Consider the following 13,362-nt stretch of genomic DNA (forward strand, 5'->3'; position numbering starts at 1 on the left):
AATCATCCTACGTTTTCCGTGGCCCTGCCCGCCTCACCGCCCTGGTCCCCGCTCCGCGTCTCCTCGGCGTTCACCGCGCTCGCAGGCACGGGGGAGGAGGCCCCGGCGGCCGGCCGCTGGGCGAGGACCGCCGCCAACAGCAGCAGCCAGGCCACCACGACCACGCCCGGCTGGAGCAGGGTCATCACCAGTCCGAACACCGTCCGCTCGGCCTGGTCGGTGAGGATCTGCAACCCGATCCACCCGTAGGGCAGCGCCGCGGCGACCAGGTTGGTCACCAGGGCCGCCCACACCAGCCCCCGCCGCCGCGGCGGCCGCCAGGCCATGAGCGCGGCACCGGCCGCCAGCAGGAACAGCGGAGGCGCCAGGTGGCGGACCGCGATGAACCAGGGAACACCGATGAACTCCATGGCCGGACACTACCGACCACGCGCTTCGGCGGACGACGGAGGTCGACATGCGGGAATCGGGCCAGTGGTGTCAAATAGTCCAGGGCCGCGGTGGACGCGGTCTGACCCGTCCCCCTGGGAGTTCCCCTCATGTCCCGACGCCGCGCACGCGTCCCCCGTACGCACGACGAGGCGTTCGCGCCGCGGTGGCCACTGGCCGCCGGGGCCACCGCGCTGTTGCTGATCGCGCTCATCGTCGGCTACGTCTCGGGCCGCTTCGCGGCCGACTCGGCCGAGCCGGAGGAGTCGGCGCTGATCGTGCAGTCCGGCATCCTCGTCCAGCCCTCGGGCGGCCCCGAGGAGGAGGCCGAGCCGGAGGAGGACGAGGAGGAGGAACCCGTCCACCCGGCCGGGATCGACCCGGAACGCGTGTACGTCCTGCAGAACGTGCACGGCGACCGTGTCCTGGACGTCGCCCAGGCCGCCACCGCCAACGGCGCCGCCACCCACCTGTGGGACCGCCACGACCAGGAGAACCAGCAGTGGCGGTTCGTTCCCGTGGACGACGGCTACTACGAGATCGAGGGCGTGGGCAGCGGCAAGGTCCTGGAGATCGCCGCCGACGGCCCGGGGGCCACGCTCCTCACGCGCACCGGGGACCCCCACCAGCACTGGGCGCCGGTGGAGGTCGGTGACGGCGTGGTCCGGCTCGTCAACCGCGCGACCTCGCAGGCGCTGGAGGCCCAGGGCGGGGCGCCCGACAACGGCACGGCGGTGGTCCAGGCGCCCGACGGCGGGCACGCCCACCAGCAGTGGCGCCTGCTGCCCCTGGGCTGATCCGGTGGCGCCCGTGCGCTGCGCGCCGCCCGCGCCGCCCGCGCCGCCCGCGCCGCCCGTGCCGCCCGTGGCGGCGGTCCCGGCGCCGCCGGCGCCAGGTGCTCACATCAGGAGCGAACGGGCCGACTCCCAGGCCTCGGGGTCGGCGGCGTCGAGCAGGCCCACCCGGTCGTCATCGGGCCGGTACTCGGAGCCGTCCGGGCGCTGCGCCACGCCGCCGGCCTCGGTGAGCAGCAGCGTGCCGGGAGCGTGGTCCCAGGGCAGGGTCCGGTGGAACAGCACGAAGTCCAGCGCGCCCTCGGCCAGGAGCGGGTAGTCCACCCCGGCGCAGTGCGCGCCCGATCCCAGTTCGGCGAACTTCGGCTCGGCGGCGGACACGCGCGCTCGCGCCGCCGGACCCAGGAACCGGCTGAGCACGGCGCCCCGCATCCTGGAGGGCTCGACGGGCGCGGGAGCGCGGTGCAGGCGCTCGCCGTCGCGCCAGGCGCCGGAGCCGCGCTCGGCGACGTAGGCGCGGCCCTCGGTCGGGCGCACGATCCACGCCGCGACCGTGCTTCCCTGGCGCACCAGGGCGGCCATCACGGCGAAGTCGGTGCTGCCGCGGACGAAGTTGCGCGTTCCGTCCAGCGGGTCCACGAGCCAGACCAGGGGCTCGGTCCGCAACGCCTCGATCAGGGAGGGGTCGGACGAGGCGGCCTCCTCGCCCACGACGGGGGCGTCGGCGATCGCGCGCAGTCGCGGCGTGATCAGCTCCTCGGCCTCGCGGTCGGCCACCGTCACGATCTCACCAGGGGACTTCTCCGTCACCTCGCCCGCGCTCAGGGAGCGGAAGCGGGGGAGGACGGCCGTCTCGGCCGCCTCACGCAGGACCTCGGTCACCGCGTCCATATCGATCGCCATGGCCCCACCCTAGGGACCATCGGCCGGGGGCGGGTGCGCCGGGGTCTCAGTCCCAGCGGAAGAGGCGGCTGGCCAGCAGGCCCGCCACGAGTACCCACACGGCGAGCACGGCGTACACGCCCAGGCCGGGCAGCGAGCCGTCGGCCAGCGCGGTGCGCAGTCCCGAGCTCAGCGCGGTGATCGGCAGCAGCGCCACCGCGTTCTCCACGGGTCCGGGGAAGCTGCTGGTGGGGAAGAGCACGCCGCCCAGGCCCAGCATGAGCACGTACACCAGGTTCGCGCCCGCCAGCGTCGCCTCCGCCCGCAGGGTGCCCGCCATCAGCAGGGCCAGCGAGCTGAACGCCGCCGTGGCGAGCAGCACCAGGAGCAGGGCCGCGGCCGCCGTGCCGGCTCCGAGCGCGGGCGACCAGCCCAGCGCCAGCGCGACCGCGCACAGCACCGAGATCTGGATGGCCTGCACCGCCAGGACGGCCAGCGTCTTGGCGGCCAGCAGCCCGAACCGGGACAGGGGTGTGGCGCCCAGGCGCTTGAGCACGCCGTAGCGCCGCTCGAAGCCCGTGCCGATGGCCAGCCCGGTGAACGACGTCGACATCACGGCCAGCGCCAGCACGCCGGGGGTGAGGGCGTCCACCCGCGGGCCCTCGCCCACGTCCAGGACCGTGGTCAGGCTGAAGCCCACCAGGAGCAGGACGGGGATGACCATGGTCAGCAGGAACTGTTCGCCGTGGCGCAGCATGACCCGCAGTTCCAGGCCGGCCTGGGCGGCGACCATGCGCCACAGCGGCGCGGCCCCCGGGGCCGGGGTGAACAGCGCGATGTCGTCCGGCGTCGTGCCGCCGTCCGACGCGGGAGTCGGAATGGAGGTGCTGGAGGTGTGCTCGGTCATCAGTCCCGCAGTTCCCGGCCGGTGAGTTCGAGGAAGACGTCTTCGAGGGTACGCCGCCGAACGCGCAGGTCCTCGGCGAGCAGCCCGACCGAGGCGCACCAGGCGGTGACCGTGGCCAGGAACTCCGGTCCCAGGGCGTCGGGGTCCTCGGTGGTGATCACGTACTCGCGTCGGCCGTCGGGCGTCTCGGTGGCGCTCACCCGGCCGCCCGCGGGCAGTGCGGTGCCCAGCGCCTCGGTGTCCACCGGGCCGGCCGCCTGGAAGCACACCTCGCGGCGGTCCTCGGTGAGTCCGGCCGGCGATCCCTGGGCGACGACCGCGCCGCGGTCGATGACCACCACGTGGTCGGCCAGCCGCTCGGCCTCCTCCATATGGTGCGTGGAGAGGATGACCGCGACGCCGGCCGCGCGCAGGGCGGTGACCAGGTCCCAGGTGGCCCTGCGGGCCTGGGGGTCGAGCCCGGCGGTGGGCTCGTCCAGGAAGACCAGCTCGGGCCGGCCCACGACCGCGCAGGCCAGCGACAGGCGCTGCTGCTGGCCGCCGGACAGGCGCCGGAAGGGCGTGGTGGACACGGAGGTCAGGCCGAGCCGCTCCAGCAGCACCCGGGGCTCGATCGGGCTGGCGTGGAAGGAGGCCAGTAGGCGCAGCCACTCGGCGGCGCGGGCGCCCGTGGGCACCCCGCCGGACTGGGGCATCACGCCGACCCGGGGCTTGAGCGCGGCGGAGTCGGTCGCGGGGTCCAGGCCCAGCACGCGCACCTTGCCGCCGTCGCGGGCGCGAAAGCCCTCGCAGATCTCGATGGTGCTCGTCTTGCCCGCGCCGTTGGGTCCGAGCAGCGCCGTCACCGCACCGCGGCGGGCGGTGAAGCTGAGCCCCGTCACGGCGGTGGTGGCGCCGTAGCGCTTGACCAGGTCGACGACCTCGACCGCGGCTGTGTCCATGGGCCCTGAGTGTACGTGCGCCCCGGGGGGTCGGCTCATCGACCCGGCTGAACGGTCGGGCGGGTGCGCGGCCCCGGGTCGGCCGGCGTCCAACTCCTGGGACGTCGGTCCCAGCATGTGGTCACCGGGAACAGCCGCGGCCTCCGTGCCCGTTCGACCACCGGTGCCCGCCCGTCGCCCGCCACCACCCTCAACGGACGCCTACGGCGCAGTCCTGTTCTGCGGAAGTGAACGCCCAGTTAGGCAAGCCTGACCTTCGTGACGAATGGCATGAAGTGGGTCACTGACGCGGGTTTGCCTCCGCGGACTTATTTAGGCCACACTGATGTTGTCTAAACCAGGAACCGTGTCCGGAGAAGGGAGGGGATCACTGTGCCGCACGCGACCAGTGCGCCCAACCCGCTGTCCGGCCCCGAACGCGGTGCCGAGACCGGTACCCGAGCCCGGGTCGCCCGTCTGATCCTGGAGAAGGGGCCGATCACCGCCTCCGACCTCGGAGAACGACTCGGCCTCACCCCGGCCGGGATCCGCCGCCACCTCGACAACCTGACCAGTGAGGGCCTGGTGGAGGCTCGCGATGCCCGACCCCACGGCGGACGCCGCCGCAGGGGACGGCCGGCGCGCGTCTTCGCCATCACCGAGGCGGGACGGGACCACTTCGTCCACGCCTACGACGATCTCGCCTCCAGCGCTCTGCGCTTCCTGGCGGACACCGTCGGGCCCGAGGCCGTCGCCGAGTTCGCGCGGAGCCAGGTCGCCGACCTGGAGCGGCGCTACAAGCCCCAGCTGGACGCCGTTCCCCAGGAACAACGGGTACGGCTGCTGGCCGAGGCGCTCTCCAACGACGGCTACGCCGCCACCGCGGGCCAGGCGCCCGCGCCCGGAGGCGGCGACCAGTTGTGCCAGCACCACTGCCCTGTCGCGCACGTGGCCGCGGAGTTCCCGCAACTCTGTGAGGCCGAGGTCGAGGCCTTCGCGCGGCTGTTGGGCACCCCGGTGCGCAGGTTGGCCACCATCGCCCATGGCGACGGTGTGTGCACCACGCACGTCACCCCTCGGGGAGACGGGGCGGGCGGGGAGACCGGCACGCCCGTGAGCAAGGCCATCCGCCAGGCGGCGGGTGGAGGATCGCAACACCAAACGGACGACTGAGTCCAGGAGGAGTCCGCGCATGACGTCTATCGCGCACCCCGAACTCGAGGGGATCGGAACATATGAGTACGGCTGGTCCGACTCCGACGCGGCCGGGGCGAACGCCCGCCGGGGGTTGAACGAGGACGTCGTCCTCGACATCTCTTCGAAGAAGAGCGAGCCGGAGTGGATGACCAAGCTCCGCCTCAAGTCGCTGAAGCTCTTCGGCAAGAAGCCCATGCCCAACTGGGGCGCGGACCTGTCCAAGATCGACTTCGACAACATCAAGTACTTCGTGCGGTCCACGGAGAAGCAGGCCACCTCCTGGGAGGACCTGCCCGAGGACATCAAGAACACCTACGACCGGCTCGGCATCCCCGAGGCGGAGAAGCAGCGCCTGGTCTCCGGTGTCGCCGCGCAGTACGAGTCCGAGGTCGTCTACCACCAGATCCGTGAGGACCTGGAGGAGCAGGGCGTCCTCTTCCTGGACACCGACACCGCTCTCAAGGAGCACCCGGAGATCTTCCAGGAGTACTTCGGCTCGGTGATCCCGCCCGGCGACAACAAGTTCGCCGCGCTCAACACCGCCGTGTGGAGCGGTGGATCCTTCATCTACGTTCCCAAGAACGTGCACGTGGAGATCCCGCTCCAGGCCTACTTCCGGATCAACACCGAGAACATGGGCCAGTTCGAGCGGACGCTGATCATCGTCGACGAGGGCGCCTACGTCCACTACGTCGAGGGCTGCACCGCGCCGATCTACAAGTCGGACTCGCTGCACTCCGCGGTCGTCGAGATCATCGTCAAGAAGAACGCCCGCTGCCGTTACACGACCATCCAGAACTGGTCGAACAACGTCTTCAACCTGGTCACCAAGCGCGCCATCGCCGAAGAGGGCGCGACCATGGAGTGGATCGACGGCAACATCGGTTCCCAGGTCACGATGAAGTACCCGGCCGTCTACCTGATGGGCGAGCACGCCAAGGGCGAGACCCTCTCGATCGCCTTCGCCGGCGAGGGCCAGCACCAGGACACCGGCTCCAAGATGGTGCACTGCGCGCCCAACACCTCCTCGACCATCGTCTCGAAGTCGGTGGCACGCGGCGGGGGCCGCGCCTCCTACCGAGGCCTGGTCCAGGTCCAGGAAGGGGCCTCGCACTCCAAGTCGTCGGTCAAGTGCGACGCGCTGCTGATCGACACGATCAGCCGCTCGGACACCTACCCGTACAACGACCTGCGCGAGGACGACGCCGAGCTCGCCCACGAGGCGACCGTCTCCAAGGTCAGCGAGGACCAGCTCTTCTACCTGATGAGCCGGGGCATGGACGAGGACGAGGCCATGGCGATGATCGTGCGCGGGTTCGTCGAGCCCATCGCGCGCGAGCTGCCCATGGAGTACGCGCTGGAACTGAACCGGCTGATCGAGCTGCAGATGGAAGGAGCGGTTGGTTAAGTTGACCAGCCCGAACACCGAACCCAAGGCCCACAGCCACGGCCTCGGGGAGATCCCGTTCTCCAAGTTGGCGACCCACGGGTCCTTCGACGTGAACGACTTCCCCGTCCCCGGCGGCCGTGAGGAGGTGTGGCGGTTCACCCCGCTGCGCCGCCTCAAGGGCCTGCACGACGGCACCGCGGTCGCCGACGGCACCGACAAGGTCGACATCGACGCCCCCGAGGGCGTCACCGTCGAGCAGGTCGGCCGCGACGACGCGCGCCTGGGCACGGCCGGCTTCCCCGCCGACCGCGTCACGGCGCAGGCCTACACCTCCTTCGAGCAGGCCACCGTCGTCACGGTCGCGCAGAGCGCCGCGCTGGAGCGCCCCGTGGTCATCAACCGGGAGGCCCAGGGCGGCACCCGCTACGACCAGTTCGTCATCGACGTCAAGCCGCTGGCCGAGGCCGTCGTGGTCCTCAACCAGACCGGTGGCGGCGTGCGCGCGGGCAGCGTGGACGTCCACGTCGGCGAGGGCGCGCGGCTGACCCTGGTCAGCGTGCAGGACTGGGACCGCGACGCAGTCGACGTCTCCCAGCACAACACGCAGGTCGAGAAGGACGGCACCTACAAGTCGATCGTGATCACGCTCGGCGGCGACCTGGTCCGGCTCTCCCCGAAGGTGGCCTACAAGGGGCGCGGCGCCAACGCCGAGCTCCACGGCCTGTACTTCACCGGCGACGGCCAGCACCACGAGCACCGGTCGCTCATCGACCACAACATGTCGCACACCCGCTCGCGCGTGGAGTACAAGGGCGCGCTCAGCGGCAAGGGCGCGCACGCCGTGTGGATCGGTGACGTGATCATCGGCGAGGGCACGACCGGTACCGACTCCTACGAGCACAACCGCAACCTCCAGCTCACCGACGACACCCGTGTCGACTCGGTGCCCAACCTGGAGATCTTCACCGGCGAGGTGGAGGGTGCCGGGCACGCCGCCGCCAGCGGCCGGCTCGACGACATCCACCTGTTCTACCTCCGCTCCCGGGGCATCCCGGAGGAGGAGGCCCGCCGCCTGGTCATCCGCGGCTACTTCCTCGAGCTCATCAACCGGATCCCGGTCGAGGAGCTGCGAGAGGAGATCATGGCCAAGGTCGAGCAGAAGCTGGCCGCGCATGAGTGAGGGCGCGCGCTGGGTGAAGGTCGCGGGTCTCGAGGAGATCCCCGACGAGGGGGTGCTCGCCGTCGAGGTCGACGACGAGACTCCGATCGCCCTGGTGCGCACCGAGGGCGAGGTGTTCGCCGTGCGGGACGTGTGCTCGCACGCCGAGGTCCGCCTGTCCGAAGGCGAGGTCGAGGACGGCACCATCGAGTGCTGGCTGCACGGCTCCTGCTTCGACCTGCGCTCGGGCGCGGCGATCAACCCGCCCGCGACCCAGCCGGTCCCCACCTATGACGTGAAGATCGACGGCGACGACGTGCTCGTGTCGTTGGATGAGAAGAATTCCTGAGGCTGAAATGACGAAGTTCGAAATCCGCGGTCTGCGTGCCGACGTCCTGATCAGTGAGGGCGAGCGGCAGGAGATCCTCAAGGGCGTCGACCTCACCATCAACTCCGGTGAGACCCACGCCATCATGGGCCCCAACGGCTCCGGCAAGTCCACGCTCGCCTACGCGATCGCGGGACACCCGCGCTACGAGGTCACCGAGGGCGAGGTCCTCGTCGACGGCGAGAACATCCTCGAGATGAGCGTCGACGAGCGCGCCCGCGCCGGCGTGTTCCTGGCCATGCAGTACCCGGTCGAGGTCCCCGGCGTGTCCATGTCCAACTTCCTGCGCAGCTCCGTCACGGCGGTCCGCGGCGAGGCCCCCAAGCTCCGCCAGTTCTCCAAGGAACTGCAGGGCGCGATGAAGGACCTGTCCATCAGCTCCGACTTCGCCGCCCGCGGCGTCAACGAGGGGTTCTCCGGCGGTGAGAAGAAGCGCCACGAGATCCTGCAGATGGAGCTGCTCAAGCCGAAGGTCGCCATCCTGGACGAGACCGACTCCGGCCTGGACGTCGACGCGCTCAAGGTGGTCTCCGAGGGCGTCAACCGCGCCAAGGCGGGCGGCGAGATGGGCGTCATGCTCATCACGCACTACACGCGCATCCTCAACTACGTGAAGCCCGACTTCGTGCACGTCTTCGCCCAGGGGCGCATCGCCGAGTCCGGCGGCGCCGAGCTGGCCGACGTCCTGGAGGCGGACGGCTACGAGCGATTCGTGAAGGCGGGCGCATAACGTGACTGACCGCGAGTTCGGTGGGCCCGGCGCGGTTCCGCTCGACACGACGGCGATCCGGAAGGACTTCACCATCCTCTCCCGGACCGTCCGTGACGGGCGCCCGATGGTGTACCTGGACTCCGGGGCGACTTCACAGAAGCCCTGGCAGGTGCTCGACGCCGAGCGTGAGTTCTACGAGCGCCACAACGCGGCGGTGCACCGGGGAGCGCACCAGCTCGCGGAGGAGGCGACCGACGCCTACGAGTCGGCCCGGGAGACCATCGCCGGGTTCATCGGTGCCGACGCCGGCGAGGTGGTGTTCACCAAGAACGCCACCGAGGCGATCAACCTGGTGACCTACGCGATGAGCAACGCGGCCACCGCCGAGGAGGGGCTCCGCCGCTTCCAGGTGGGGCCCGGCGACGAGATCGTCGTCACCGAGATGGAGCACCACGCCAACCTGGTGCCCTGGCAGCAGCTGTGCCGGCGCACCGGTGCGACGCTGCGGTGGTTCCCGGTGACCGACGATGGCCGCCTGGACCTGTCCGACCTCGGCGGGCTGGTCAACGAACGCACCCGCGTCGTGGCCTTCGCCCACCAGTCGAACGTGCTGGGCACCGTCAACCCGGTGGCGGCCATCGTCGCCAGGGCGCGCGAGGTCGGCGCCCTGGTCGTCCTGGACGCCTGCCAGTCGGTCCCGCACATGCCGGTGGACGTCGCCGACCTGGACGTGGACTTCCTGGCCTTCTCCGGGCACAAGATGCTCGGTCCCAACGGGATCGGGGTGCTCTGGGGGCGCCGGGAGCTGCTGGAGGCCATGCCGCCGTTCATCTCCGGCGGGTCCATGATCGGTGTGGTCCACATGGAGCACTCCACGTGGGCCGATCCGCCGCAGCGCTTCGAGGCCGGTGTGCCGATGGCCCCGCAGGCCGTCGGCCTGGCCGCGGCCTGTGACTACCTCACCGCGGTGGGGATGGACCGGGTCGCCGCGCACGAGCACGAGCTCGTGGAGTACGCGCTCAAGCGCGTCGGCGAGCTGGAGGGTGTGCGGATCGTCGGCCCGACCGAGGCCGTGGACCGCGGCGGCGCGGTGTCGTTCGTCGTGGACGACATCCACCCGCACGACGTCGGCCAGGTCCTGGACGACAGGGGCGTGGAGGTCCGGGTGGGCCACCACTGCGCCTGGCCGCTGCACCGGAAGCTGGGTATCGTCGCGACCACGCGGGCGTCCTTCTACCTCTACAACACCCTGGAGGACGTGGACGCGCTCGTGGAGGCGATCCGGGACGCGCAGAAGTTCTTCGGAACCCGGCCCTAGAACGAGGAACAGCCAGACCATGCAGTTGGACGCGATGTACCAGGAGATCATCCTGGACCACTACCGGAACCCGCACCACAAGGGCCTGCGGGATCCGCACGACGCGGAGGCGCACCACATCAACCCCACGTGTGGGGACGAGGTGACCCTCCGGGTGGCACTGACCCCCGCCGAGGGGTCCACGCTCGACGAGAAGGCCGTCGTCACCGACGTCTCCTACGAGGGCATGGGCTGCTCGATCAGCCAGGCCAGCACCTCGGTGCTGACCGACCTCCTCATCGGCCGCACGGTCGCCGAGGGCATGGCCACCCTGGGCGCCTTCACGGAGTTGATGCAGTCCAAGGGCAAGGGTGAGCCCGATGAGGACGTGCTGGAGGACGCGGTGGCCTTCGTCGGGGTGTCCAAGTACCCCGCGCGGATCAAGTGCGCCCTGTTGGGTTGGATGGCGTGGAAGGACGCGGTGTCGCAGTCCTTGGAGAAGGAAGGCGCCTGATGAGCGAGAACGAGACGACAACCACCGAGGCGGCCGCTGAGAGCGCCGCCCCCGAGCAGGCCCCCCTGTCGCCCGAGGCCCAGGAGCTGGTCGAGGAGATCGGCGAGGCGCTCAAGGACGTGATCGACCCCGAGCTGGGCGTGAACGTCGTCGACCTGGGGCTGCTGTACGGGGTGAACGCCGACAAGGACGTCATCACCCTGGACATGACGCTGACCAGTGCGGCGTGCCCGCTGACCGACGTGATCGAGGACCAGGCGGTCAGCGCGCTGGACGAGTTCGAGCGCGAGGTCAAGATCAATTGGGTCTGGATGCCGCCGTGGGGTCCGGACAAGATCACCGACGACGGCCGGGACCAGCTGCGCATGCTGGGCTTCAACGTCTGAGGGACGTCGAGGACACCTCTGAGGGGGCTCTTCGACGCGCGAGGCCGGGACCTTCGGGTCCCGGCCTCGCGCGTGTGTCCGGGGGTGAGTAGGCGTACTCATCCGAACCGCGCACGGGAGGTCCAGGCTGGAGCCATGGAACTCCCGACGCCCCTGCCGCCGACCGCCCCTCCGCGCGAGGGCAGCCCGTGGATCCTGGTGGGCATCTGGCTCCTGAGCGCGGTGCTGCTGGCCCCGATCGGGTTCAATGTCGCGTTCGGCGCGTTCTTCCTTCCGCTCTTCACGTGGGGGAACTGGGAGCTCGCTCTCGCGCTGGCGCTCCTGTGGGCCGTGCCGGGTGCCGTCGCGCTCGTGCTGGCCCCGCCCCACCTGTGTTCGATGGTCTTCGACCGAGCCGACCCCTGGCGGCGCCGGCTCACCCTGTGGATGTCCTGGTCGCTGGGCACGGCCTTCGGCTCGGCCCTGGTGATCATCACGGTCTGCTGGATGGTGGGGCCGAGCTTCTAGACCCGCTCCGGCCGGCTCCGGGGCGGACGGGTGTCGGGTTCAGGGCAGGTCGGACCCGAAGGGGGACAGGCCCGCCAGGCCGTGTACCTCGGCGGCGAGGTCGTAGGGGGTGCGCACCGGCCTGCGGAAGGGCAGCCGGACGTCGTGGTCGCCGTCGGCACCCTCGACGCGCAGCCGCAGGCCGAAGCGGTCGACGCCCAGGGGGCGGGGCGTCCCGGTGCGCAGGTGCGGCGGAATGCGCTCGGTCAGCGCTTCGAGCAGGTCGGGGTGGTCGGCGTCCACATGGCGCAGCCACGGCGCCTCCCACCGGCTGAAGGGGTCGGTGCGGGCCGCCGCGAACTCCTGGGGGTGGAGCAGGTGGGCGCCGTCGGGGTCGGAGTAGACCAGCAGGGTGGGGCTCAGGAGCACCATCGTCCGCCCGTGGCCGATCTCCAGGAGCCGGTCGTCGGGGTCGGACCGGATCACGTCCAGCGCCCGTTCCCGGGCGGCGGGGGAGTCCAGGACGTTCAGCGTGCCGCTGAGCCACAGCATGGCCCGGACGGGATCGCGCAGTTCGACGGGGGCGAGGTCGGTGAACTCGACCATGACGACGGAGCCGTCGGCGGCGGCGCCGGGCTCGGCGCCCAGGAGCGGGTGCCCGTCGGGCAGCAGCAGACTGACCTCTCCACCGGGGTGGACGTGGTTGACGGTGTCGGGCAGCTGGAACGGCTCGCTCTCTGTGGGCCAGGCGGAGGAGGCCACGGTCGCGGGACCGCCCGAGACGAGGGTTGAGCGCGCCCGGTCGGCGGGTGAGGGTCGGGGAACGGAAGACGGCATAGCAACCACCTCAAGCTGATTAGGTAAGGCTAACCTACATCAGATCTCGGGTGTCGTGCCACCGCCCCCGCGTCACTCCGGCTTCGGAAGCAGGGGCCCTGCGGTTCCGGATTCAGGTCGGGGTGGGCGTGCCCGCTCCAGCACACCCGCCAGGCACGCCGACGGGGAGCCGCCGAGGGAGCGGATCTCCCGCGGCTCTCCCCGCCATGGCGCCGGTTCGGCCTGCTCGTCGCCCCTTTCCCGCGGTTCCCGGCTCGGGAACCGCGATGCATGGGGACGGATCAACCGATGCCCCGGCTCCTGAGCCGACCGACGACCCGTCGCAGAGGGCTGCGCCTCGCGCGCCCGGTACCCGGGAAACCCCTCCTCGGCGACGTCCTCGTCGTCTTCCCGGGGCTGTGCGTCGCACTCCGCAGCAGGCCCTCCAGCCTCGTCAACGGGCTCCTCGGCGTCCCTGGCCTCTTCGACGTCGTCCTCGCCGGCCTGCGGGAGCTCTTCGGCGTACCTCTCAGCAGTCCCTCCAACCTCGCCAGGGGATGGCCGGTCTTCTTCATCGCACTCGTCCTCATGGTTCTCCTCATCGTCGTACTCCTCTTCGTTGGTCTCGATCCCCGTTGCCTGTCTCCTGAGGGCCCGCGCCGGTCAGCTCGGCAGGTCCCTCGTTCTGGTCCACCGGCCCCCGTGAGTGTGCCGGCGGACCAGCCATCGCCTCAGCCATCGCTGTCAGTGCCGGGCAAGCGTCCTTCCAGGGCCTGCCTGGCGGTCCGGTCCACGAACCGGAACGCAGCGGCGGGCGCGGTGAGGATCGCCTTGAGCGGATCCGGACGACGCCGACTCCCAGGGGTCGAAGGTCCGCTCATCCCGCGGACCCCGCCGGGGCGGGCGGGCCGCTCACGAAGCCGCAGGGCGGCGGGGGATCCGTTGGTCCAGGTGTCCAGGAGCCCGCTCCGGGCCTGATCCGGAGCGCCCACACGGCGGGTGGGATTCCCGGCCACGTCGTGGCGCCGGGGGCGGAGAAGGGGCATACTCCGCAGGGTTCGAGAGGCCGCTGGTACCGCCGCGGA

The 13,362-nt window shown here is 71.1% G+C and carries 15 protein-coding genes; 10 read left to right on the forward strand and 5 right to left on the reverse strand.

The genetic code is table 11. The annotated features are described in order from the left end of the window. Nucleotides 1-2 precede the first annotated feature (2 nt). Nucleotides 3-410: a hypothetical protein gene (locus DFP74_RS17115; protein WP_121182697.1), complete on the reverse strand. Its 408-nt coding sequence runs from the start codon at nt 408-410 to the stop codon at nt 3-5. Nucleotides 411-539: 129 nt separating this feature from the next. Here DFP74_RS17115 and DFP74_RS17120 point away from each other — a divergent pair, with 129 nt between their 5' ends. Continuing rightward, nucleotides 540-1,226, forward strand: a complete 687-nt coding sequence (locus tag DFP74_RS17120; protein WP_121182699.1) for an RICIN domain-containing protein — start codon at nt 540-542, stop codon at nt 1,224-1,226. A 102-nt stretch (nt 1,227-1,328) separates the two neighbouring features. Here DFP74_RS17120 and DFP74_RS17130 read toward each other — a convergent pair whose 3' ends face one another. Genes DFP74_RS17130 through DFP74_RS17140 form a run of 3 tightly spaced genes read right to left on the reverse strand, consistent with a single transcriptional unit; the run spans nt 1,329 to nt 3,953 of the window. After that, nucleotides 1,329-2,126, reverse strand: a complete 798-nt coding sequence (locus tag DFP74_RS17130) for an inositol monophosphatase family protein (protein WP_121182701.1) — start codon at nt 2,124-2,126, stop codon at nt 1,329-1,331. Nucleotides 2,127-2,172: 46 nt separating this feature from the next. Next, nucleotides 2,173-3,012, reverse strand: coding sequence for an ABC transporter permease (locus DFP74_RS17135; RefSeq protein ID WP_121182703.1), 840 nt, complete (start codon nt 3,010-3,012; stop codon nt 2,173-2,175). Beyond that, nucleotides 3,012-3,953 carry an ABC transporter ATP-binding protein gene (locus DFP74_RS17140; RefSeq protein ID WP_121182705.1) on the reverse strand — a complete coding sequence of 314 codons (942 nt, stop codon included), beginning with the start codon at nt 3,951-3,953 and terminating at the stop codon, nt 3,012-3,014. The genes DFP74_RS17135 and DFP74_RS17140 overlap by 1 nt, the downstream gene beginning before the upstream one ends. A 372-nt stretch (nt 3,954-4,325) precedes the next feature. Here DFP74_RS17140 and DFP74_RS17145 point away from each other — a divergent pair, with 372 nt between their 5' ends. From DFP74_RS17145 to DFP74_RS17185, 9 genes are all read left to right on the forward strand, one after another. Next, a complete protein-coding gene (locus DFP74_RS17145; protein ID WP_121182707.1) occupies nt 4,326-5,105 on the forward strand; it encodes a metalloregulator ArsR/SmtB family transcription factor in 780 nt (259 codons plus the stop codon). 19 nt (nt 5,106-5,124) lie between these two features. Beyond that, the gene (gene sufB / locus DFP74_RS17150; RefSeq protein WP_121182709.1) at nt 5,125-6,537 is read left to right on the forward strand and encodes a Fe-S cluster assembly protein SufB; all 1,413 of its coding nucleotides are present in this window, start codon (nt 5,125-5,127) and stop codon (nt 6,535-6,537) included. 1 nt (nt 6,538) lies between these two features. Then, entirely contained in the window at nt 6,539-7,699 is a 1,161-nt protein-coding gene (sufD, locus tag DFP74_RS17155) for a Fe-S cluster assembly protein SufD (RefSeq protein WP_121182711.1), read from the forward strand. After that, the gene (locus tag DFP74_RS17160; RefSeq protein ID WP_121182713.1) at nt 7,692-8,027 is read left to right on the forward strand and encodes a non-heme iron oxygenase ferredoxin subunit; all 336 of its coding nucleotides are present in this window, start codon (nt 7,692-7,694) and stop codon (nt 8,025-8,027) included. Before sufD ends, DFP74_RS17160 begins: the two co-directional genes overlap by 8 nt. A 7-nt stretch (nt 8,028-8,034) precedes the next feature. After that, nucleotides 8,035-8,796 carry a Fe-S cluster assembly ATPase SufC gene (sufC, locus tag DFP74_RS17165; RefSeq protein WP_121182715.1) on the forward strand — a complete coding sequence of 254 codons (762 nt, stop codon included), beginning with the start codon at nt 8,035-8,037 and terminating at the stop codon, nt 8,794-8,796. Nucleotide 8,797: 1 nt separating this feature from the next. Then, nucleotides 8,798-10,096, forward strand: coding sequence for a cysteine desulfurase (locus DFP74_RS17170; RefSeq protein WP_121182717.1), 1,299 nt, complete (start codon nt 8,798-8,800; stop codon nt 10,094-10,096). A 19-nt stretch (nt 10,097-10,115) separates the two neighbouring features. After that, on the forward strand, nt 10,116-10,589 hold the full coding sequence (gene sufU / locus DFP74_RS17175) for a Fe-S cluster assembly sulfur transfer protein SufU (RefSeq protein WP_121182719.1): 474 nt from the start codon (nt 10,116-10,118) through the stop codon (nt 10,587-10,589). Then, nucleotides 10,589-10,975: a metal-sulfur cluster assembly factor gene (locus DFP74_RS17180; RefSeq protein WP_121182721.1), complete on the forward strand. Its 387-nt coding sequence runs from the start codon at nt 10,589-10,591 to the stop codon at nt 10,973-10,975. Before sufU ends, DFP74_RS17180 begins: the two co-directional genes overlap by 1 nt. A 135-nt stretch (nt 10,976-11,110) precedes the next feature. Next, the gene (locus DFP74_RS17185; RefSeq protein WP_121182723.1) at nt 11,111-11,482 is read left to right on the forward strand and encodes a hypothetical protein; all 372 of its coding nucleotides are present in this window, start codon (nt 11,111-11,113) and stop codon (nt 11,480-11,482) included. A gap of 39 nt (nt 11,483-11,521) precedes the next feature. On the opposite strand, the gene DFP74_RS17190 is transcribed toward DFP74_RS17185, so the two are convergent. Continuing rightward, nucleotides 11,522-12,298 carry a DUF2470 domain-containing protein gene (locus DFP74_RS17190; RefSeq protein WP_121182725.1) on the reverse strand — a complete coding sequence of 259 codons (777 nt, stop codon included), beginning with the start codon at nt 12,296-12,298 and terminating at the stop codon, nt 11,522-11,524. Between the last annotated feature and the right edge of the window lie 1,064 nt (nt 12,299-13,362).

The sequence above is a fragment of the Nocardiopsis sp. Huas11 genome (genome assembly GCF_003634495.1).
GTDB lineage: Bacteria > Actinomycetota > Actinomycetes > Streptosporangiales > Streptosporangiaceae > Nocardiopsis.